This window comes from Collinsella sp. AF11-11, assembly GCF_003465485.1.
In the GTDB taxonomy this organism is placed as follows: domain Bacteria; phylum Actinomycetota; class Coriobacteriia; order Coriobacteriales; family Coriobacteriaceae; genus Collinsella.
In genome coordinates this window covers 1-20,615 of record NZ_QSAS01000021.1, presented here as the reverse complement: position 1 = coordinate 20,615, position 20,615 = coordinate 1, and the positions used below count along the sequence as shown (strand labels likewise).

Annotated in this window: 20 protein-coding genes; 12 read left to right on the top strand and 8 right to left on the bottom strand. The window is 60.5% G+C overall.

Annotated elements, in window-relative coordinates; all coding sequences use genetic code 11:
• Positions 1–242 precede the first annotated feature (242 nt).
• The 3 genes from DWV58_RS09900 (at position 243) to DWV58_RS09245 (ending at position 2,886) form a co-directional block, all read left to right on the top strand.
• Positions 243–395 (top strand): hypothetical protein, encoded by a 153-nt coding sequence (locus DWV58_RS09900; protein ID WP_158564558.1) that lies wholly within the window; start codon positions 243–245, stop codon positions 393–395.
• Between the two features lie 130 nt (positions 396–525).
• The gene (gene serC / locus DWV58_RS09250) at positions 526–1,650 is read left to right on the top strand and encodes a 3-phosphoserine/phosphohydroxythreonine transaminase (RefSeq protein WP_117776896.1); all 1,125 of its coding nucleotides are present in this window, start codon (positions 526–528) and stop codon (positions 1,648–1,650) included.
• Positions 1,651–1,722: 72 nt separating this feature from the next.
• A complete protein-coding gene (locus tag DWV58_RS09245; protein WP_117776895.1) occupies positions 1,723–2,886 on the top strand; it encodes a phosphoglycerate dehydrogenase in 1,164 nt (387 codons plus the stop codon).
• A gap of 349 nt (positions 2,887–3,235) precedes the next feature.
• Here DWV58_RS09245 and DWV58_RS09240 read toward each other — a convergent pair whose 3' ends face one another.
• Positions 3,236–4,042, bottom strand: a complete 807-nt coding sequence (locus DWV58_RS09240; protein ID WP_158564557.1) for a hypothetical protein — start codon at positions 4,040–4,042, stop codon at positions 3,236–3,238.
• A gap of 397 nt (positions 4,043–4,439) precedes the next feature.
• Between DWV58_RS09240 and DWV58_RS09235 the strand changes: the two genes are divergently transcribed.
• Positions 4,440–5,660 (top strand): M20 family metallopeptidase, encoded by a 1,221-nt coding sequence (locus tag DWV58_RS09235; RefSeq protein WP_117776893.1) that lies wholly within the window; start codon positions 4,440–4,442, stop codon positions 5,658–5,660.
• A gap of 39 nt (positions 5,661–5,699) precedes the next feature.
• Entirely contained in the window at positions 5,700–6,383 is a 684-nt protein-coding gene (locus DWV58_RS09230; protein WP_089572066.1) for a DUF1015 family protein, read from the top strand.
• 128 nt (positions 6,384–6,511) lie between these two features.
• Here DWV58_RS09230 and DWV58_RS09225 read toward each other — a convergent pair whose 3' ends face one another.
• The 3 genes from DWV58_RS09225 to DWV58_RS09215 all read right to left on the bottom strand — a co-directional run bounded on the left by DWV58_RS09225 (position 6,512) and on the right by DWV58_RS09215 (position 8,462).
• Positions 6,512–7,147, bottom strand: coding sequence for a histidine phosphatase family protein (locus DWV58_RS09225; RefSeq protein WP_117776892.1), 636 nt, complete (start codon positions 7,145–7,147; stop codon positions 6,512–6,514).
• Between the two features lie 17 nt (positions 7,148–7,164).
• The gene (locus DWV58_RS09220) at positions 7,165–7,707 is read right to left on the bottom strand and encodes a histidine phosphatase family protein (RefSeq protein ID WP_055252053.1); all 543 of its coding nucleotides are present in this window, start codon (positions 7,705–7,707) and stop codon (positions 7,165–7,167) included.
• An 83-nt stretch (positions 7,708–7,790) separates the two neighbouring features.
• Positions 7,791–8,462, bottom strand: a complete 672-nt coding sequence (locus DWV58_RS09215; RefSeq protein ID WP_158563857.1) for a nitroreductase family protein — start codon at positions 8,460–8,462, stop codon at positions 7,791–7,793.
• Positions 8,463–8,697: 235 nt separating this feature from the next.
• Between DWV58_RS09215 and DWV58_RS09210 the strand changes: the two genes are divergently transcribed.
• Positions 8,698–9,300 (top strand): HdeD family acid-resistance protein, encoded by a 603-nt coding sequence (locus DWV58_RS09210; protein WP_055252055.1) that lies wholly within the window; start codon positions 8,698–8,700, stop codon positions 9,298–9,300.
• On the top strand, positions 9,301–9,783 hold the full coding sequence (locus DWV58_RS09205; protein ID WP_055252057.1) for a DUF188 domain-containing protein: 483 nt from the start codon (positions 9,301–9,303) through the stop codon (positions 9,781–9,783).
• A 164-nt stretch (positions 9,784–9,947) separates the two neighbouring features.
• On the opposite strand, the gene DWV58_RS09200 is transcribed toward DWV58_RS09205, so the two are convergent.
• Positions 9,948–11,036 (bottom strand): putative manganese transporter, encoded by a 1,089-nt coding sequence (locus DWV58_RS09200; protein WP_055252059.1) that lies wholly within the window; start codon positions 11,034–11,036, stop codon positions 9,948–9,950.
• 171 nt (positions 11,037–11,207) lie between these two features.
• Here DWV58_RS09200 and DWV58_RS09195 point away from each other — a divergent pair, with 171 nt between their 5' ends.
• The 5 genes from DWV58_RS09195 to DWV58_RS09175 all read left to right on the top strand — a co-directional run bounded on the left by DWV58_RS09195 (position 11,208) and on the right by DWV58_RS09175 (position 17,026).
• On the top strand, positions 11,208–12,176 hold the full coding sequence (locus DWV58_RS09195) for a DNA polymerase III subunit epsilon (RefSeq protein ID WP_089572078.1): 969 nt from the start codon (positions 11,208–11,210) through the stop codon (positions 12,174–12,176).
• A gap of 654 nt (positions 12,177–12,830) precedes the next feature.
• Entirely contained in the window at positions 12,831–13,937 is a 1,107-nt protein-coding gene (locus DWV58_RS09190; protein WP_117776890.1) for a hypothetical protein, read from the top strand.
• 389 nt (positions 13,938–14,326) lie between these two features.
• Positions 14,327–14,692: a helix-turn-helix transcriptional regulator gene (locus tag DWV58_RS09185; RefSeq protein ID WP_055252065.1), complete on the top strand. Its 366-nt coding sequence runs from the start codon at positions 14,327–14,329 to the stop codon at positions 14,690–14,692.
• Positions 14,693–14,755: 63 nt separating this feature from the next.
• The gene (locus tag DWV58_RS09180; RefSeq protein ID WP_089572082.1) at positions 14,756–14,974 is read left to right on the top strand and encodes a cation transporter; all 219 of its coding nucleotides are present in this window, start codon (positions 14,756–14,758) and stop codon (positions 14,972–14,974) included.
• A 99-nt stretch (positions 14,975–15,073) separates the two neighbouring features.
• On the top strand, positions 15,074–17,026 hold the full coding sequence (locus DWV58_RS09175; protein ID WP_199586066.1) for a heavy metal translocating P-type ATPase: 1,953 nt from the start codon (positions 15,074–15,076) through the stop codon (positions 17,024–17,026).
• 224 nt (positions 17,027–17,250) lie between these two features.
• Here DWV58_RS09175 and DWV58_RS09170 read toward each other — a convergent pair whose 3' ends face one another.
• The 3 genes from DWV58_RS09170 to DWV58_RS09160 form a co-directional block, all read right to left on the bottom strand.
• Positions 17,251–17,628: a metal-dependent transcriptional regulator gene (locus DWV58_RS09170; RefSeq protein ID WP_117776889.1), complete on the bottom strand. Its 378-nt coding sequence runs from the start codon at positions 17,626–17,628 to the stop codon at positions 17,251–17,253.
• A 234-nt stretch (positions 17,629–17,862) separates the two neighbouring features.
• Positions 17,863–18,633, bottom strand: coding sequence for a Cof-type HAD-IIB family hydrolase (locus DWV58_RS09165; RefSeq protein WP_117776888.1), 771 nt, complete (start codon positions 18,631–18,633; stop codon positions 17,863–17,865).
• Positions 18,634–18,639: 6 nt separating this feature from the next.
• The gene (locus tag DWV58_RS09160) at positions 18,640–20,499 is read right to left on the bottom strand and encodes an ABC-F family ATP-binding cassette domain-containing protein (protein WP_117776887.1); all 1,860 of its coding nucleotides are present in this window, start codon (positions 20,497–20,499) and stop codon (positions 18,640–18,642) included.
• Between the last annotated feature and the right edge of the window lie 116 nt (positions 20,500–20,615).

The following is a 20,615-nucleotide window of genomic DNA, read 5'->3' as shown; positions in this document are numbered from 1 at the left end:
AACGGCCTATTTGCTCAATGTGTTCGGCTGAGATTGGAAATCAACCCAACAAAATTAAATCCGGTTAACGGTTATTTTCGCAGCTCAGCAGCTTTGACGAGATCGCCCCAAATCACACTTGCCAGATAAACGCGCTTGCGAATGCAGACACGCACACGCCCAAAGCCACCTCGCATCGGGCCCCCACCCTCCGCCACACTCAACATAGAGTTCTACGCATGGTTCTATGTAAGGAGTTTCATATGCCTGTCATAAAGCCTATTTCCGAGCAGGCGCGCGCACTTGCCGCCATCCAGCAATCCATCGCCCGCGGTTACGATGACCTCACCAATGCCCGCATTCGACCCTGGAAACAAGCGAAGATCGAGGCGGATCGGATGCGAGCCTCGAGATAAGCCTCCCCCATGTAACCATCCTGTAAATCATAGCGGCGCACTCGAGTTTTAGCGCGATGCGGTCGCACCTGGCGCTCCACTGTGCTAAAGTATCCCGAACGTTCAAACGACTACGAGGGGGACCTAGAAGATGGCACGTGTGCACAACTTCTCAGCTGGCCCGGCCGCACTGCCCACAAGCGTGCTTGCCGAGATCGCCGACGAGATGATGGACTACCGCAGTTGCGGCATGTCCGTGCTCGAGATGAGCCATCGATCTAGTATGTACCAGCAGATCATCGACGACGCCGAGGCCACCCTGCGCCGCCTGCTGAGCATCCCCGGCAACTACCGTGTCCTGTTTTTGCAGGGCGGTGCCACGCTGCAGTTTGCGGGCATCCCCATGAACCTCATGCGCCGCGGCCGTGCCGGCTACGTCGTGACCGGCAACTTTGCCAACAAGGCATACAAAGAAGCCGCCAAGTACGGTGAGGCCGTGCTGCTCGCGAGCTCCGAGGACACCAACTTCGACCGCATCCCCGACATGGCCGACATCAACGCGCGCATTGCCGCCGAGGCCGCGGGCGAAGGGCTCGACTACGTCTACATCTGCCAGAACAACACCATCTTCGGCACCATGTACCACGAGCTGCCCGCTTGCGGCGATGTGCCGCTGGTCGCCGATGTCTCGAGCTGCTTTTTATCGCAGCCGCTCGACGTCGAGCGCTACGGGCTCATCTACGCCGGTGCCCAGAAAAACGCCGGCGCCGCGGGCGTGACCGTGGTCATCGTGCGCGACGATCTCATCGCCAAAGGCCCCGCCTTTGCACAGACGCCGCAGTACATGGACCTTAAAACCCAGGCCGCCAAGGACTCCATGCTCAACACGCCCAACACCTTTGGTATCTACGTTTGTGGCAAGGTGTTCCGTTGGGTTGAGCAAACCGGCGGACTTGCCGTCATGGCCGATCGCAACTGGGCCAAGGCCAACCTGCTCTATGACCTGCTCGAGAACAGCGAGCTGTTCCACGGCACCACGCAGGCCGACAGCCGCTCCATCGCCAACGTCACCTTCCGCACCGGCGACGCCGAACTCGACGCTGCCTTTGTCGCAGGCGCGGCCGAGCACCAGATCCAAAACGTCAAGGGCCATCGCCTGGTGGGCGGCATGCGCGCCAGCGTGTACAACGCCGTCACCATGGAAGACGTGCAGGCGCTGGCCTCGTACATGAAGGACTTCGAAGCGCAGCATAGTTTGAGCCCGCGATCTAACTAGCCCGCAACGCGCGGGCCGACCAGCCATCTCAAACCACCCTGTTTAGATCAAAACCTGCTAAGGAGTTTTTCCATGCGTAAGATTAAGACCATCGACGACATCACCAAAGACGGCAAAGTCGAGTTTGGCGAGGGCTACGAGTTTGTGGGCACCGCCGAGGAGGCTGACGCCATCCTGATGCGCTCCACCGACCTGCACGGCTACGAGCTGCCCGAGGGCATCCGCGCCATCGCCCGCTGCGGCGCCGGCGTCAACAACATTCCCGTCGAGGAGTACGCCAAGAAGGGCGTCGTCGTCTTTAACTCCCCCGGTGCCAACAGCAACGCCGTCAAGGAGCTCGTCCTGGGCATGCTGGTGCTTTCGAGCCGCGGCGTCGTGCAGTCGATGAACTGGGTGCGCAACAACGCCGACGACCCCGAGATTCAGGTCGATGCCGAAAAGGCCAAGAAGGCCTTTGTGGGCCGCGAGCTCAAGGGCAAGCGCATCGGTGTCATCGGTCTGGGCAACGTGGGCTCCAAGGTCGCCAACGCCTGTGTCGATCTGGGCATGGACGTTTACGGCTACGATCCGTTCATTTCCGTCGAGCACGCGTGGGTGCTGAGCCGCGAGGTGCAGCGCGTGGGCACGCTCGAGGATCTGTGCCGCAGCTGCGACTACCTCACCGTGCACGTGCCCAGCAAGGCCGACACCATCGGTATGATCAGCACCGAGCAGATTAACCTGCTGGCGCCCGACGCCGTGCTCATCAACTACGCGCGCGAGACCATCATTGACGAGGACGCCGTCGACGCCGCCCTGCGCGAGGGCAAGCTCAGCTGGTTTAGCTGCGACTTTGCCACGCCCAAGACCGTCAAGATGCCCAATACGTTTATCACCACGCATTCGGGCGCCGGCACCGGCGAGGCCGAGGCCAACTGCGCCGACATGGCCATCAGCGAGCTCAAGGATTACCTGGAAAACGGCAACATCGCGCACAGCGTCAACTACCCCGCCTGCAGCATGGGCAAGGCGCGCGCCGCAAGCCGCATTGCCTGCCTGCATGCCAACGTGCCCAACATGATCGGCCAGATCACGGCCATTCTCGCCAAGGACAACGCCAATGTGCAGCGCATGACCAACGAGTCCGCTGGCGAGAACGCCTACACCATGTTCGACACCGATGAGCACCTGGACGGCAGCACGATCGAGGCGCTCAAGCAGATTCCGTCGATGTATCGCGTGCGCGTGATTAAATAGCGCCGGTGCCAAGCCTGCCAGACAGACCACGAAGCCCATTCGCCCCCCGTTTTCACGAAACGGGGGGGGCGATTTTGTTGCTCCGGACGACTTTAAAATGATACCCAGAACAAGTTTTTTCAGATAATCGATAGTGAGGCTCCAGTCGCTAAGCACGCCCGCTTTGATAAACAGCTTTATCAGGGACTTTAGTAGGTAAAAATCGATCTCTATGTGCCGAATGTAAGTTGACTGTCCATTTTCCGAAACAACTTATTCTAGATAGCATTTTTAAGGTCCCTCCAAGGCGAAATATAAGTCTTTTTGTGACCAAAACTCTAGTCCGCGCGACCGTTTTCCACCCGCGCGGCTACATTCCTGCCCAATCGATAAAAATCTCCTCACGAAGCCGCCGTTCGAGCTCCTGCTGTCGCGGCGTCTTGTCTTTCAGCGGCACATCGAGATAGGACATGATGAGCTCCATCACCACGCGGAAGGCATCGAAGTCGGCCAGCTGACCATAGGTCATCAGAACGACGGGATATCCCATGGCTTGCAAGGCCGTCGTTCGATCGGAGTCCGAAATCTTGGATTCAATGGATCCGTGAATGGCTTTACCCTGGCATTCAACCAGACACTCTCGGCTGCCGTCCTTATTTGCCAGCAGGATATTGGCATAGCGCCTATCAAGCCCCGAAATCAGGCGGGCGCTGCGCGTCATACGAATCTCAACGTTATTGGTAAGGCGCAGCCCTTCGCCGCCGCGCAACCTCGTAAGGCCAAACAGCATCGAAGCCTGGACCTCGAGCGGCGATGCTGCCACCCCCGTAATGCATTTCGCGGCTCGTATGAACGATTTAGCGCCGCGGAGCCCCCGGACCTTATCGACGAACTCTGTAAGCTCAGAGAGCTCGATCAAGGGAGGTCGTTTCCACAAGTCCGTTGGATTCCCCGAGACATCCTTTACGTTTTCCCAGCCCGACCGTGCGTCACTCCATCGGCTCCCATATGCCTGCTCAAGTGCCGACTTTACCTGAGGCGCAATCTTGCACACGGCAAAGGTGCCGCACATCTCATACATGCACATGATTAAACGCTCGTTTGAGACCGAGGAAGCCAGGGTCAGCAGGGTAAAGAGCGGGGACGCGACATCGAGGCCAAACTCTGTCTGCCGCATGGAATCAAACGGCCTCTCCCCGTTCCAAACATGCCTGACAATGCGATCGCCCTTACGTCCGCAGCTGCCCTGCGCCAACACGTGTAACGGGGTGCCCAGGAAATGCGTGACGAGCGGATGCTCACATAGGTGCTCCCTGCGCGGATCGTCCGCAGAATCGGGCAGGTCCGGCATTATTGCCAAGACCTGTGGAGGTATCCGGTGATACCGAAAGGCAGATATGTCGCACAGCATGTCGTCCATGAAGGGTACGTACCCGCTGCGTCGCTTGTGAACCCGCTCGGACGGCAAACGCACTGGCTCGGCCTGCGAACGGTAAATACTGCCACGCCCACGTCGCGGATCTCTCAGGAGGCTTACAATCGGTTTGGAAAGCAAACTGATTGTGAGGTTGCATATGGTTGATGAGGACTTTGCCTGGCGGCTTGCGCAGGAGCTTGTGCGGATCGAAAGCTCAGACCCGGGCGCGTATGAGGACGAGATCGAGCGCTTCATTAAGAGGCTCATTGAGCAGCAGCTGGCACAACTTGATAGTTCTGCGCTCGATGCCGTGCAGATTGAGGAGCTCGAAGTGCTGCCCGGGCGCCGCAACCTTAAAGTCACCGTGCCGGGCCAAAGCGACGAGCCGCGGCTGATCTATATCTGCCACATGGATACCGTCACCTTGGGCGATGGCTGGGACGCAGACATCGCACCGCTTGGGGCGGTTGTGCGCGACGATAAACTCTATGGCCGCGGTGCCTGCGATATGAAGGGTGGCCTGGCCTGCGCTATTGCCGCACTGATCCATACGCTCGAGCGCGTGGCGGCGGATGGCGCGTTGCCCCGCCGCGGCTTTTCGCTCATCTGCTCGGTCGACGAGGAAGACTTTATGCGCGGCTCAGAGGCCGCGATCGATGCCGGCTGGGTCGGCTCGCGTGAATGGGCGCTGGACACCGAGCCCACCGACGGGCAGATTCAGGTGGCGCACAAGGGGCGCACGTGGTTCGAGATTGAAATGGCTGGCGTAACGGCGCATGCGAGCCAGCCGTGGAAGGGCGCGGATGCCGTCGCCGCCATGGCCGAGGTCGTGTGTTCGCTCCGTCGCGTGTTTGTGGCGCTGCCCGCGCACGATGAGCTGGGGTCTTCGACCATCACATTTGGACAGATCGAGGGTGGCTACCGTCCCTATGTCGTGCCCGACCACGCTAAGGTCTGGGTCGATATGCGCCTGACCCCGCCGACCGATACGGCCGCCGCGACGCGCATGGTAGAGCAGGCCATTGTCGCCGCCGAAGCCGCGGTCCCAGGCTGCCATGGAAGCTATACCGTGACAGGCGACCGCCCCGCCATCGAGCGCGATCCGGCCTCTCCCCTTCTAGCTGCGCTCAAGTGCACAGCAGACGATGTGACGGGCACGGACACGACCGTCGGCTTCTTTACCGGCTACACCGACACTGCCGTCATTGCCGGCAAGACGGGAAACCGCAACTGCATGAGCTATGGCCCCGGGTCGCTCGCGCTCGCGCACAAGCCCAACGAATATGTGCCCCACGCCGACATCGTTCGCTGCCAACAGGTGCTGATCGCGCTCGCCGACAATACACTCTGGGGCGCGGATAGCCAAGTTGGGGCATAATAAGCCGCGAACAAACCGACTCGTGCGTTAGGACCGCCCATGAAAGCACTTCCGTTTCCCTGCATCCGCCCGGCTCAGGACCGCGTACTCGAGGCGCTGCCTGCAATGGGCAGCATCCTGAGCGGCAACGATGCTCTGCGCGGAGCCCTTGCCGATGGCCTGATGCTCAAGGACCCGGGTGCGGCGTATTACGTGTACGAATGCTCGGGCGAGCCGGGACGCGTGACGGGTGTCGTGGCGATCTGCCCGACGAGTGTACTTGCGGACGGCAAGGGCGATGCCAGCGCCGACGTGGCCGCCGCCGCGCGCGCGATCGCCGAGCTCAAGGTGCAGCCGCGCCCCGTGTCGCTCGCCTACGAGGCCTCGCCCGTCATGGATATCATCCTGGGCGCCGCCAAAGAGGGCGCGTCGCTCTACGCCGTCACCGACCCCGCGGGCATTACGCACCGCGCGTGGGAGGTCAAGCGCGAGGACGCCGTCGGGGCCATCCGCGCTATGCTCGACCAAGCACCGGAGCCGGCACTGACCGACGACCCCGCCTACGCCGCCGCTCTGACCGGGGCGTCGCAGCTGCTGGCCGATGAGGCCCGTGCCGCCGGAACGTACACCGGCAAGGAGCCGTTCAACTTTACCGTTGCCGTGCTCTTCCCCGCCGCGCAGGTCAGCGGCGCCGCGCCGCAAGTTCCGACAGGTCTGCTCACGCACCAGGTCGCGCGGTTCTAGCAAGACCAGACCGCCCAGCACAAAAATCGGCAGCTCAACAAACAGGGGGCGGAGATGCAGCAGGTACATGCATCTCCGCCCCTTTTGCGTCGAGAAGTAAGTCGGCGACCCGCACCGCCACGCCCAAACTACCCGCGCTGCGGACCCGCGGCAGCCACGAGCGGCTCAAGCCCCAGCTCGCGCGCGTAGTCTTCCTGCGTAAAGATCTCAACCAGTTCAAACGTATCGGTCGTATCGTCAAACACGAAATGCAGCACCGAGCAGTTGCCCGGCACGCGCTCGCGCTCGTCGGCCTCCGTGCCCTTCACGTGATCCAAAAACTCCTTGATGGCCGACCCGTGGCTCACCGCGAGCACGCACGAATGGTCCGGGCGTCGCATAAGATCGGTCAGCGTCGTCACCATGCGCTCGCGCACCTGCATCTGGCCCTCACCGCCAAACTGGCGATAGAAATCGCGCCACGGGCGCTCGGGCATAAGCATCACGCGCTCGGCCTCAAAGTCGCCAAAGAACCACTCGCGCAGACCGTCCAGGCGCTCGTACGTCATGCCCGACCACAGGTTGGCGATGGTCTGTTCGGTGCGGTGCAGCGTAGAGGTGTAGGCGTGGTCGGGCTCAATGCCGCGCGCACGCAAGAACATGCCGGCACGCGCCGCCTGATCGCAGCCCAGCTGTGTGAGCGGCGAGTCACTCCACCCCTGAATGATACGCTTAAGGTTGAATATCGTCTGTCCATGACGGACCAGATACAGATCTTTATTCATAGGGGTCCTTTCGTTCGTTACCAACCCAAGAGCGAAAACGCCCCATCGCAATAGCCAAAATGAAGCACGGCACCGTTGTCGGGCAGCTCTCCCCCGCCAGTCACATACTCAAGAAACTCCTGGCAGGCTGAGCCGTGGGAAACCGCCAGCACGCAGTCGTGCTGCGGCCTGGCCATGATGCGGGACAGCGCCGCGACCATGCGCGACTGAAGCTGCACTTCCGACTCGCCGCCAAAGGCCACCGGATAATCGCCCCAGGGCTGCGGCGGCATCTCGCGATTTGATGTGCCCTCCAGCGAGCCAAAATGCCACTCACGCAGGTCATCGACCAGCTCAATGGAACGGCCCTCGCCAACGATAAGCTCGGCCGTATGCCGCGCCCGGCCCAACGGCGAGGAATACACATGATCAAAGGCCACGCCACGCGCCGCAAACGCCGTACGCGCCGTCAGCGCCTGCTCGCGCCCGCGCGCCGTAAGCGGCGAATCGTGCCAGCCCTGCAAAATGCTCTGCACATTGAGCTCAGTCTGCCCATGCCGCACCAAATACAGATCTGCCACACACCCTCCCCTCGTACCACCACAAAGGGGACAGGAGCCTTTGTGGTGATTTTGCCGCCGGATTGCACCGCAACGACGCACAACTACAGCAGCACGTCGGCAAGCGGACGCTTGGGTACGTGGTGCACCCGCGCCTCGTCGCGCCAATAATTGATGGAGCCGTCGGGGTTGGAATCGATCGCATCGATCACCTGTGTCTCGGCCGGAATGCCAAACGCCATGATCAGCTTGAGCTCATACTTGTCGTTATCGAGCCCCATGGCATCGATCGCGTGGGGCGTAAAGGCCTTGAACATGCAGGCTGCCACCTCGGGCGTGGCGCTGCGGGCGGCGAGCATCATCGTCTGCGCGGTAATGCCCGTGTCGACATCGGTAATGGGAGCGGCGGGCTTGCCCGGAACGGCGCGCTCAGCAAGAATCGCGATGTAGCCGGTCGGGCGCTCGCCCTCATCGGGACCCGGCCAATCCTTGAGCGCACCGGCCCATGCAAGCTCGTCAAATACACGCGCGCAGTCCTCTGCACCGCTCACCACGTGAAAGCGCAGACGCTGAGCATTGGCGCCGCAGGGAGCCAGGTGCGCCAGTTCCGCCAGCTCGAGCAAAAACTCGCGCGGCACGCGCATAGACTCGTCAAAGCGACGGCACGTACGGGCACGACGGACCAGCGCATCAAACGCTTCCAGACCGAGCTTTTCGCAACCTTGCTTTGCCATCGATTCGACACTCGACGGTGCCTCGGGAACTGCTTCGTTCATAGGGACCCCCAATACAAGCCAATTGTCCTTAGGAAAATCTAACCTAAAACGTAGGCAATAACGAACAGGGCTGCAATGTTCTACACCTGTTGAATAGAAAACCGCGACGTGGGGAACAACGGAAACAATTCGGGACCTTTGGGTTACGTTTCGCCCTCCCCGACCCATACGCCAGCGCCTTTAAGCGATACTGGTTGTAACGATCAAGGCTTACGCCGCACGGAAAGGAGACGTTATGGGTATCTTTAGGAACGATGACCAAAAATCGAGCCAGTTTGGATTTGACGAGAAAAGTATGGCGGGCAAAGCCGTCAAGGCCGTGCGCTGGATCTACGCCATCACGGGCGTCGTGGCGCTCATTGCTGGCATCGCGCTGCTTTTTGCACCCGCCAAGTCCCTCGTCTTTTTGACGACCGTCCTGGGTTTTTACTTTGTAATCACCGCTGCCATCAGGCTGTTCACTGCCATTTTTGAGCCGCTGCTGCCCACTGGCTGGCGCGTGACGAGCATCATCTCCAACCTACTCATTATCCTGGGCGGCGTCATAATCCTGCGCAACCAGGCCTTCTCGACCGCGACACTCACCACGATGGTGGTTATCGTGGCCGGCTTTGGCTGGATTGTCGAAGGTGTCATGTCCATTCTGGAGTCCGAGCTTTCGTCCAACCGCGCCCTTGCCATCCTGAGCGGTGCACTCTCCATCATCGCCGGCATGTTCGTGTTTATCTATCCGCTGTGGTCGGCCAAGATGCTTGTCATCTTTAGTGGCGCCGCGCTGCTGGTGTTTGGCGTAACGCTCATTGTTCGCGCCATTCAATTTGGCAAACTGGTGCACTAGATGCCGCGAACGCTCTTTATTGATGCCGACGCCTGCCCGGTCACGCGCGAGTCGATTGACTGCGCGCGGCGGGCGGGCGTCGCCGTTGTTATCGCCGGCAACAGCACGCAAAACCTGGAACGACACATTCGCCGCGACGACCCGCGCGATGCCGAGCACGCGCGACGCGGCTTTTGGGTCACGACGCTCGACGTGAGCGTGGGCGCCGACAGCGCCGACTTTGCCATTGTCGAACGCCTGCAGGCGGGCGACGTGGTCGTGACGCAGGACATTGGCTTGGCGAGCATGGTGCTCGGGCGCGATGCCGCCGCCATCGGTGTGCGCGGGCGCGTGTACGACAAGGCGACTATCGACATGCAGCTGTTTATTCGCCACGAGGAAAAGAAGGTACGCCGCGCCGGCGGACGCACTCGCGGTCCGGCAGCATTTACCAGCGAAGACCGCGCCCGCTTTAAACGCAACCTCACCGAGTTGCTGCACTAACCAAGGTAGATTTTTGAGACATGCCTAAAATCTACCTTTTTGTTTTGAGCGGTGTGAGCGCTCGGAATCCATGGCTCAACAAAAAACGGGCTTCAAAATGCCATGCGTCGCCGCATTGCGCAGGCGCTGAGCATGGCTATTTGAAGCCCATTTTTTAGGCCTACTTAGAGGCCAACGGCGGAGAGGATGAGGCCCCAGCCAGCGCCGATGACGTACATCATGATCAGGAACACGGCATTTTCGCGGGCGCTGCGGTTGGTGCGGAACAGCACCAGATAACCCACGCCGGCGGAAATGAGCGTGCCGGCGAGCATCGGCGCCAGTTGCAGCGCGCCTTCCAGATACAGCTGTGTAATGACCACGCTCGCCGAGCAATTGGGAATCAGCCCGACAAGCGCCGAACCCAGGACAGCGAGTGTCTCGTTGCCGCGCAGGAACTGCTCGATCGCGGACTCGCCGAACGTCTCGAGCACGGCGACCAGAATCAGCGTCACCAGAAAAATGAATACCGAGACCTGCACGGTGTGCGAGATCGCACTGCGGATGATCGACAGGACAGGCGTCCCTTCGTGGGAGTGAGAGTGACCGTGACCATCATGGTGTTCATGTTCGCCCTCATGACCGTGATCGTGGCCATGTCCGTGTTCGTGCTCGTCCTCGTCTTCATCACAACCGCAATGGTCGCGCTCGCACAGCTCGTGGATGTGGTCGGCGCTCACGCCTGCCTCGGCCACCTCGTCGATGATGTCACCGCCGCTGTGGTCGTCGTGCGCGCAGTTCACGTGGGCCGGGTTGGCCGCGGTTCCCAGCACGGTACGGCGAATCGCCGCGTGCGCGCGGGCGTTACGGCGCAGGCCACGAATGGCAGCGTCCACGATAAAACCCGTGACCAGTGCGATCAGCGCTTTCGAAGCCAAAAGCATCGCCATAGTCTGCACGGGAACCTGCTCGGCAAGCAACAGCGGCAGCATCTCATCGGAGGTCGAAAGGAACACCGCCACCAACGTGCCCAAGGTCACGACACGGCCGGCGTACAGCGTTGCTGCCATGGCCGAAAATCCGCACTGCGGCACCATGCCCAGCAGCGAGCCAACCACGGGACCCGCAGCGCCGGCGCGCTTGATAGCGCCGTTGACGCGGTCGCCCGCAACGTGCTCAAGTGTCTCGAGAGCAAGATACGTCACCAACAAAAACGGCACCAGCGACAGCGTGTCCTTGCCGGCGTCGAGCAGAATATCAATCAGTAAATCCATGACGGATGGAACCTTTCGTGTCTTTCGGCAGCATTGTAAAAGTCCTAGCGGTCAACTAGGGTATTGTAGTTGTCCCGGGCGCGGTGCCAATAGTTGCCTATGGTAAACTATCATCTCGCCATAACTCAGTAACCTCGAGCCGCACAACGCGGCCCGTCCAAGGAGTAGCATATGAACGTATCGCAAGCACTCGAATACGAGCGCCAGCCGTTTATCCCCATGTTTATCTACGGCGACCACGGCGCCATGGAGTCCGAGCGCCAGAAGGGCGAGGAGGCCCTCAAGGTGCTCGAGACCGAGTACTTTACCGCCGAGGGCGACCCCGGCTTCGACTTTGCCACCGTGCGCGACCTGGCCGACCGCAACCGCGACCTGTGCGACCAGATTGGCGAGGCGCGTCTGCGCAACGTGACGCCCGCGACGCTCTCGCGCGGCCTGTCCGATGCCGACACCTGCGCCGCCATCGGCAAGATGCAAAAGCGCACCGCCGCGTCCGTTATGCGCGAAATCCGCGGCGACCGCGACGCGCTCGGCGTGGCCTACGCCCGCAAGCCCATCCAGGGCACCGTGCTCGGTATCGACATCGAGACCACCGGCCGTGCACCCGAGCGCGGCTATATCATCAACGTGGGCTGGGAGATCATGGAGCTCACCAGCGACGCCGTCCCGCATGACGCCGAGGCACACTACTGCGGCCTGCCCGACATCTACCGCGGCGAGGATGTGCCGTTGTCGAATATCCACCACATCACCTGGGACGACATCGACGGCAAAAAGCCGTTCCGCGAGAACAAAGAGCTGCAAAAGCAGCTGCTCAAGCTTATGAAGAAGTACCCGTACATGGCACACAACGCCGCCTTTGAGGACAGCTGGTTCAAGATCCACCTGGACGGCTACGCCGAGGCACGCCGCGCCGGCAAGATCATCGTCATCGACTCGCGCCAGATCTGCCGCAGCCTGGACGCCGACGTGCGCTCGCTCCCCCGCGAGTCCGCCCCAGCCGCGCTCGAGAACTGGGCGCGCCGCCGTGGAACCCTCGCCGCCGACGCCAACGAGCAGCACCTGGGCTTGGACGACACCGACCTCATGCTCCGCACCGTCCAAGCCGAGTTCAACCTCAAGAACCTATTCGCGAAATAACCGATCCATCTGCGGGAGCGCCTGCCAGGCACAGCGCAATCCGTCTGGGCACACCGGCACGCAGTAAACTAGGGCGCAGCCTTATGGCTGCACCCTAGTTTTCATCAAAACGAGCAAATACGCGTGCTTCACATAGTCGGCAGGTTGGCCCACCTACATTTTTCGAGTTGTTCGGCCAGCTGAACCACTAGTCAAGGCCCCTTGAACCGCAATCGAGCGCTATAGTCGCCCCAATTTCGCAACCAAGCCCTATAAATCTACCTGAATCAATTCGAATAGGACGTTGCGATCGCACCATTCGTATAGGATAAGGCCGAATAACTCAAATTATGTTGGTGAGGCATCTGAGCGGTCGGCAAAAACGCTTAGAAGCTACGAATCCGCAAATAAAGTTCACCAAAAAAGGCGCAGCTGGCAGAAACCTCCCCAGCCGAAGCTGCCCCCTCAATACGACAGCTCAAAAACCCACCGTTCGCAGAAGATAAGCCGCGTCCCTATACCGTTGCCCGAAGTTTCGGGCACATGTGGCGTCCGCTATGCCATCATGCGCGTATGGGAATCGTTCTGTCACATACTACAGCACGAGCTGTATACCAAACAGCCAACTCGCTCGCAAGCTACGCGACCGATCCCATACCTATGGAAAAGATCAGGGTGTCTGCGCCGACCACATCCGACCTGGAAGCGGCACGAGCATGGCTCAAAAGAAAGAATGTCGATTCTGAAAGCATCCATGTGCTGACGTTTTCCAATAATGCCAAAAGGCACCGCAAGGGCTGCATCTGCCACTGCACGCGCTATACGTTTGATGCAGAAAGCTACCTAGAACTCGAGCCGAACGTCTACATCGTCGATATCAAGCTGTGCGCGTTAGAAGCAGCAGCCGACCTCAACCTTTCGGAGCTCGTTGAGTATTACTTTGAAATCTGCGGCTCCTACGCGCTTGGAACGTCCGACGAAACTCAATATCGCGAGCGCCCAGCCCTAACCAGCGTTGAAGAGCTCAGAGCCTTCTTTTCAGAGGCATCGGGGTATCGTGGATCTAATAAAGCACTTAAGGCACTTTCTTATGTACGCGAAGGATGTCGCTCCCCACTCGAAACGGCGTTTGTCATGATGCTGACAATGCCCAAGTCAATGGGTGGCTTAGCCATACGCGCTATCAAAACGGACTATCCGATCCCAGTCCCCAAAAGATACGCCGCCCTAACGCGACGGACGGTTTTCTACCTCGACGCGCTGCTCGAAAATTCGATGACCGATATCGAATACAACGGCTTTTACCACGACGAGCCCGAACAGCAATCAATTGACGAGGAACGCCGAAACACGCTGCGAAACATGGGATATGCCGTTATCACAGTTAGTCGTCATTCGTTTTTCAAGCAGTCCGCTTTTAGGCGGGTCATGGAAGCGATTCGCATTCGCGAGAAGATATGGCCCGGTCGACTCCCGGATAACTTCGCCATCCTGCAAGAAACTCTTCGTCAATTTGTCTTGCGGCGCTACTTCGAATACGGTCGCCGCGTCCTGGAGACACTCAAAGAAGAAGAGGCCGCCAAGCGCGAAATTGCAAGCCAATATCCGCAAGCTGATGACCCGAGCATCAACGATGTACCAGAACCCGACGACATGCAACACGTCGGGGCCCTTGCTGAGGAAATCAATGGGCCTTGGGAATGCGACATGTTCGCAAAAATCGATGAAAACCGCACGGAAGACGACACGATTATTGATCTAATTGAGAATTCGCTCTTCTAAAGGCGATCTCTGCGGATGTCCACCTACATTTTTCGACTTATTCGGCCACCGATGTGCCAGATTGGCTGCAGCAATGCTCAATATAACTTTAGATAAAACTGATTCTGCAGGAACTCCCGTAGAGGAAGAACTGATTCTCGCGGTATTCAACACGATAAAGTACAAATATGAACAGTTCTAATGCTTCTCAAGGTGGCTTTCTTAGCATGCTGGCCGAACATCTCGAAATATGTTGGCGAGCATTGCGTCGATGTCTCCCAACCCGCAGAAAATCGCAGAGGCGGCAAGCAGTCATCGAAATTAACGTAAATTGTATTGACATATGAACATGCGCTCATATAATCGGAAGTAAGTTATATGAGCGCATGTTCATATGAAAGGATGTTGCAATGAGCAGCCACGCTGATGAAACAAAGACTGGCATCGAGGCCACCGAGCCGATCGTCCCCACCACCTGCTCGCCCGAGGACCTTCCCGACGAGGAGCTGTTGTACGACCTGGCCGACCTGTTCAAGGTCTTCAGCGACACCACACGCATCAAGATTCTCTATGCCCTCATGGGTCGCGAGCTCTGCGTGGCTGACATCGCCGAAGCGACCGCGACCTCGCAGTCTGCGGTGTCGCACCAGCTGCGCACGCTTAAGCAGTCGCACCTGGTCAAGTTCCGCCGCGACGGCCGCAACATTCTCTACTCGCTCGCCGACGATCACGTCTACACCATGCTTAACCAGGGCATGAGCCATATCTGCGAATAGCAATCACCCACGGTATCAGCGCGGCCGGCACCCAGACCGCTAACACAGGGAAAGGAACCCACCATGAAAAAGCAGTTTAAGCTCGACGAGATCGATTGCGCCAACTGCGCGCGCGAGCTTCAGGACGAACTTGCCAAGCTCGAGGGCGTAAAGTCCGTTTCGGTCAACTTTATGACCCAGAAGCTGACGCTCGAGGCCGACGACGCCAAGTTCGACGAGGTCCTGGACCGCGTCGTTGAGTTCACTGCCGACGCCGAGCCGGACTGCGAGATCATTCTCTAACCCGCGCATACGTTGACCTGCGAGGCCGCGCTTGCCGCGGCCTTTGCTCGCGAAATTATATGAGCGAGTGTTCATAAACTCAAATGAGAGGTTTGAATCATGACAGCCGCCGATCCCAAAAAGAAAAAGAAGAAGCGCAAGAAGAAAGAGTCCCTTGAGCATAAGCGCAACCGCATCCTGGTAGCACTGGGCATTTTTGCCGTTGTTTATGCCCTCGACGAGCTCGGCGCCCTCGCTATCGCATTTGGGGAGCCCGGCAACATCTACGCCAGCTTTGTGCTGTTCCTCGTGCCGTTTTTGATTGCCGGCTACGACGTACTGCAAAAGGCATTCAATAACATCCGCCGCGGCAAGGCCTTCGACGAGAGCTTCCTCATGGCCGTCGCGACCATCGGCGCGTTTGCCATGGTGCTCTTCCCCGACACCGACCCGCACATGGCCGAAGGCGCCGCTGTCATGCTGTTCTACCAGGTCGGCGAGTTGTTCCAGGCATACGCCGTGGGCAAGAGCCGCAAGTCGATCAGTGCCATGATGGACATCGCGCCCGACTATGCTAACGTCGAGCAGCCCGACGGCACGCTCGAGCAGGTCTTCCCCGATGACATCGCCGTCGGCACCGTGATCGTGGTCAAGCCCGGCGAGCGCGTGCCTATCGACGGCATCATCGTCGAGGGCGAGACGCAGCTCGACACCGCCGCACTCACGGGCGAGTCAGTCCCCCGCCCCGCCAAGTCCGGCGACGATATCATCAGCGGCTGCATCAACATGACGGGCCTCATCCACGTGCGCACCACCAAGCCGTTTGGCGAATCCACCGTCGCGCGCGTCCTGGAACTCGTAGAGAATGCCAGCGAAAAGAAGGCGCGCACCGAGAACTTCATCACGCGCTTCGCCCGCGTCTACACGCCCGCCGTCACTGGCGCTGCCGCGGTGCTCGCGCTTGGCGGCGGCCTGGTGACTGGCGCTTGGTCCGATTGGATCCTGCGCGGCCTGACCTTCCTGGTCGTCAGCTGCCCGTGCGCCCTCGTGATCAGCGTACCGTTGAGTTTCTTTGGCGGCATCGGCGGCGCGTCCAAGCTGGGCGTTCTCATCAAGGGCTCCAACTACCTCGAGACGCTCGCCGACGTGGACACCGTCGTCTTCGACAAAACGGGCACCCTCACCAACGGCACGTTCTCAGTCGTCGCGGTGCACCCCGAGGCTGGCCATACCGAACAATCGTTGCTTGAAGTCGCAGCCCTTGCTGAATCGTTCTCCGATCACCCCATCGCGCAGTCCGTGCGCGACGCCTACCAGGGCGAGGTCGACCCCAAGCGCGTGAGAGACTCCGCCAACGACGCGGGCCACGGCGTGACGGCAACCATCGACGGCAAGCACGTCGTCGTTGGCAACGCCAAGATGCTCGCCGCGGCCGGCGTTGAAGCACCGGACTGTGAGGTTGTCGGCACGATCCTCCACGTGCTCGTTGACGGCGTGTACGCCGGCCACATCGTGATTGCAGACACCGTTAAGGCCGATGCGGAGCAAACGATTCGCGACCTGCATGCCGCCGGTATCAACCGCACCGTCATGCTCACGGGCGACCGCGAGGAGGTTGCAGCGTCTGTGGCCAAGCAACTCGGTCTCGACGAGTTCCACGCGCAGCTCCTGCCGGGCGACAAGGTCGAGCGCGTTGAGGCGCTACTCGCGGCCGAAAGTGGCAAGGGCAAGCTCGCCTTTGTCGGCGACGGTATCAACGACGCGCCTGTGCTTACGCGCGCCGATGTGGGCATTGCCATGGGCGCCATGGGCTCCGACGCCGCGATCGAGGCCGCCGACGTGGTGCTGATGGACGACAAGCCGTCCAACATTTCCCGCGCGATCCGCGTGACGCGCAAGACCATGTCGATTGTTTGGCAGAACATAATCTTTGCGCTGGGCATTAAGCTGCTGATCCTTGTGCTGGCAGCGCTGGGTATCGCCAATATGTGGCTTGCCGTCTTTGGCGACGTAGGCGTGGCGATCATCGCTATCCTGAACGCCATGCGCGCGATGGGTGTCAAGAACCTGTAGCGCCTGTGGTCCCTCCGGCCGGGACCGGGCTTGGTTTTGAAAACGTCCTCGACCAATGAAGCGCCCCCGTTCTGCTCCTTCGGAGCTACGAACGGGGGCGCTTCTGGTCTGCGGAGTGTTTTCAAAAACCAAGCCCGGTCCCGGCCTGCGGTAACGTTGCTGGCGGTTCTTGGGCATCGCTTGGTGGCGGGGTTCCTTGTCTGAGTTGGACTTGGTTGGCGGGGCTACTGGTCCCGGTCGCTGTCCCGTCCCAGCATCGCCCTCAGCTTCTCAAAGCTTTCCTCGCTCAGGCAGTGCTCCATGTGGCAGCCCTCTTGCGACGCGACCTCAGCCGAAACACCCGCATCCTCCAGCAGCCCCACGAAAAAGCAGTGGCGCTCCCACATTTGACGGGCAACCTCAAGACCGCGTTCCGTCAGATGCACGTCGCGTTTGCCCATTTCGACATAGCCGTTGCTTTCCAGCGTCGCCATGGCCTTGGAAACGCTCGCCTTGGTTACGCCGAGGTACTCCGCAACGTCGATCGAGCGCACGGTGCCCTGACGTTCCGACAGAACGTAGATCGATTCGAGATAGTCTTCTCCGGATTCACGCAGGGCCATGGGCCGCCTTTCGCGATGGCTTCTAGTTAGCCTTTGGATACTTTTGCTTGATTTACTTTACCGCAAAAGTTGCCCATGTCTTACTACATTGTTTAGAAAGTTAGCCTTGATTCACAAAAAACGGGTAGTCATTGAGGACGTTCTTAAACGACTAGTCATTGGGGACAGTCTTTGCCGATTGGCCAACTCGCCGGTCGGATTGGCAAGGAGTGTCCCCAAGTGCCGAATCTGCAGCTACACCAGCCCAAAGTGCTTTGCGGCGTTGTAGATGCCGTCGTCGTCCACGGCGGTTGTCACATAGGTCGCCGCAGCCTTCACAGTGTCCTGCGCGTTACCCATGGCCACACTTGTGCCCACGGCCGAGAACATCGACAGGTCGTTCTCGCCGTCGCCAAACGCAATCGCCTCACTCGCGTCGATGCCCAGGCGCTCCAGCGTCGCCGCCACACCCAGGTCCTTGCCGCCGTTGGCCGGAATAATGTCGCAGAACAGATCGCACCAGCGCGTGGTGAGCGAATGCGACACCGCGTCGGTCACGATATGCTCGTCGGCCGGATCAACAAAGGCGCAAAACTGGTAGACCGGCGCATCGAAGGCATGCTCAAACGGTTCCTCGTGGTAGACGATTCCCGCGTTGCTGCCGGCCGTCACCACGCGCTCGGACAGACGGTTCACAAACGAGTTATCGCCCTGCATGCACAGCGAGTCATAGCGCCCCTGCGCCACCTGGTCCACGATTACCGCAACGTCGTCCGGATCAATCGGACAGCTGCGGTAAACCCCCTCGGCATCAAAACAGTGCTGGCCCGAGAGCGTAATGTACGCATCCCAGCCCAAGTCGAACAGCCAGTCCGGCATCTGGTAGGTCGGACGGCCCGTGGCGATCACGCACGTAATCCCCCGCTCGTGAAAGCTGTCGAGCACCTGCTGCGCCGACGCCGGAATCCGATGGGTCTTAAAGCTCAGCAGCGTGCCGTCGATATCGAAAAACGCGGCTTTGATCATCCTCGTTTACTCCTCGCCCTCGAGCTTTTCGCTCGCCTCGAGCCACGCCATCTCCAGCTCGTCCATGGCGGCATGGGCCTCGTCGATCTTTGCCTGCTGCTCGCCCAGCGCCGTGTAGTTGGTGGGATCGACCTGGGCCATGGCGGCCTCGGCCTCCTCCACGCGGGCGCGCTGCGTCTCCATCTTGCGCTCGAGCGAGCTCACCTCGCGGCGGAGCTTCTGGCGCTCGGCGTTGGAAAGGCCATTGGGCTGGCCGCTCGACTTGGGCTTTTCGGCCGCAACCGCTGCGGCGCCGGTGTCGAACGTGCCGGTCTTGGCGCTCGGCGCGCCCACGGGCTCGCCCTCGGCCGTGGCGTTGCACAGGCGCAGGTACTGGTCGACGCCGCCGGGCATATGCGTCAGATGACCGTCAAGCAGCGCCCACTGCTGGTCGGTCACGCGCTCCATCAAGAAGCGGTCGTGCGTCACCAGGATCAGCGTGCCCGGCCAGCCGTCGAGCAGGTCCTCGACAATCGCCAGCATGTCGGTATCCAAGTCGTTGCCCGGCTCGTCCAGGATAAGCACGTTGGGCTCGTCCAGGATCGTCAGCAGCAGCGACAGGCGACGGCGCTGGCCGCCCGAAAGATCGCCGATGCGGCTCCAGAGCTGCTGGGTCGTAAAGCCCAGGCGCTCGCAAAGCTTCTCGGGCGAGGTCTCCTTGCCGTCGATGACGTAATACTTCTTATAATTGCTCAGAACCTCGCGGATCGTGTCACCCATGTAGGGCTCGAGCTCCTCGAGCTGCTGCGACAGCACGCCAAAGCGCACCGTCTGGCCGATCTTCACGCGGCCGCGCAGGGGCGCAATCTTGCCCTGAATCACGTCGAGCAAGGTCGACTTGCCGGCGCCGTTCTCGCCCAAAAGGCCATAGCGGTCGCCCGCGCCGATGAGCCAGGTCACGTCGGAGAGCACCTGCTTGGGCGCGCCGTCGGCATCCGCATAGCCGGCGTCCATGTCGATCACGTCGATGACCTGTTTGCCCAGGCGGCTCACCGCCAGGCGCTTGAGCTCCAGCTCGTCACGCACGGGCGGCACGTCGGCGATGAGCTCGCGGGCGGCCTCCACGCGAAACTTGGGCTTGGTGGAACGGGCCTGGGCGCCACGGCTCAGCCACGCGAGCTCCTTGCGCGCCATGTTGCGACGGCGCTCCTCGGTAACCGCGGCCATGCGATCGCGCTCCACGCGCTGCAGGATGTAGGCCGAGTAGCCGCCCTCGAAGGGGTCGACTTGGCCGTCGTGGACCTCCCACATGCTGGTGCAGACCTCGTCCAAGAACCAGCGGTCATGCGTGACCACGAGCATGGCGCCCTGACCGCGCTGCCAGCGGGCCTTTAAGTGACGCGCGAGCCAGTTGATGGTGCGCATGTCCAGGTGGTTGGTGGGCTCGTCGAGCATGAGCACGTCGTAGTCGCCGATCAGCAGACGCGCGAGGTCCACACGACGGCGCTGGCCGCCCGAAAGCTCGCCCACCGTGCCCTCCCAGGGCACATCGCTGATGAGGCCGGCCAGAATCTGGCGCGTACGCGGACTCGACGCCCACTCATACTCGGGCGCGTCGCCCACGACGGCATGATGCACGGTGTCGGTATCGACCAGGTTGTCCTTTTGGCCGAGCAGACCGATCGTCGTGCCGCGGCGGTGCGTCACGCGGCCGTCGTCGGGTTCCAGCGTGCCGGCGAGTACACTCAGCAGCGTCGACTTGCCGTCGCCGTTTTTACCGACGATACCAATGCGGTCGCCCTCGCCCACGCCGAGCGTCACGCTATCGAAAATATGCTTGGTGGGAAACTCTAGGCTGATGGAATCGCATCCCAAAAGAATCGCCATATGCCCTGCTCCTTCGTAGAAATTCAACGTTGTCCATGATAGCAGCGAGCCCCGCCCCAAACCACCACGAAGGGGACAGTGAACTGCGCCCCGAAACTTGGACTGGATAAATAGCG

What these genes read in the sequence shown, in the direction of transcription:
- serC (WP_117776896.1), top strand. Translation starts at nt 526, where the DNA reads ATGGCACGTGTGCACAACTTCTCAGCTGGCCCGGCCGCACTGCCCACA.
- DWV58_RS09160 (WP_117776887.1), bottom strand. Translation starts at nt 20,499, where the DNA reads ATGGCGATTCTTTTGGGATGCGATTCCATCAGCCTAGAGTTTCCCACC.
- DWV58_RS09175 (WP_199586066.1), top strand. Translation starts at nt 15,074, where the DNA reads ATGACAGCCGCCGATCCCAAAAAGAAAAAGAAGAAGCGCAAGAAGAAA.
- DWV58_RS09900 (WP_158564558.1), top strand. Translation starts at nt 243, where the DNA reads ATGCCTGTCATAAAGCCTATTTCCGAGCAGGCGCGCGCACTTGCCGCC.
- DWV58_RS09170 (WP_117776889.1), bottom strand. Translation starts at nt 17,628, where the DNA reads ATGGCCCTGCGTGAATCCGGAGAAGACTATCTCGAATCGATCTACGTT.
- DWV58_RS09165 (WP_117776888.1), bottom strand. Translation starts at nt 18,633, where the DNA reads ATGATCAAAGCCGCGTTTTTCGATATCGACGGCACGCTGCTGAGCTTT.
- DWV58_RS09225 (WP_117776892.1), bottom strand. Translation starts at nt 7,147, where the DNA reads ATGAATAAAGATCTGTATCTGGTCCGTCATGGACAGACGATATTCAAC.
- DWV58_RS09210 (WP_055252055.1), top strand. Translation starts at nt 8,698, where the DNA reads ATGGGTATCTTTAGGAACGATGACCAAAAATCGAGCCAGTTTGGATTT.
- DWV58_RS09245 (WP_117776895.1), top strand. Translation starts at nt 1,723, where the DNA reads ATGCGTAAGATTAAGACCATCGACGACATCACCAAAGACGGCAAAGTC.
- DWV58_RS09180 (WP_089572082.1), top strand. Translation starts at nt 14,756, where the DNA reads ATGAAAAAGCAGTTTAAGCTCGACGAGATCGATTGCGCCAACTGCGCG.
- DWV58_RS09240 (WP_158564557.1), bottom strand. Translation starts at nt 4,042, where the DNA reads ATGCGGCAGACAGAGTTTGGCCTCGATGTCGCGTCCCCGCTCTTTACC.
- DWV58_RS09230 (WP_089572066.1), top strand. Translation starts at nt 5,700, where the DNA reads ATGAAAGCACTTCCGTTTCCCTGCATCCGCCCGGCTCAGGACCGCGTA.
- DWV58_RS09195 (WP_089572078.1), top strand. Translation starts at nt 11,208, where the DNA reads ATGAACGTATCGCAAGCACTCGAATACGAGCGCCAGCCGTTTATCCCC.
- DWV58_RS09185 (WP_055252065.1), top strand. Translation starts at nt 14,327, where the DNA reads ATGAGCAGCCACGCTGATGAAACAAAGACTGGCATCGAGGCCACCGAG.
- DWV58_RS09205 (WP_055252057.1), top strand. Translation starts at nt 9,301, where the DNA reads ATGCCGCGAACGCTCTTTATTGATGCCGACGCCTGCCCGGTCACGCGC.
- DWV58_RS09215 (WP_158563857.1), bottom strand. Translation starts at nt 8,462, where the DNA reads ATGAACGAAGCAGTTCCCGAGGCACCGTCGAGTGTCGAATCGATGGCA.
- DWV58_RS09235 (WP_117776893.1), top strand. Translation starts at nt 4,440, where the DNA reads ATGGTTGATGAGGACTTTGCCTGGCGGCTTGCGCAGGAGCTTGTGCGG.
- DWV58_RS09200 (WP_055252059.1), bottom strand. Translation starts at nt 11,036, where the DNA reads ATGGATTTACTGATTGATATTCTGCTCGACGCCGGCAAGGACACGCTG.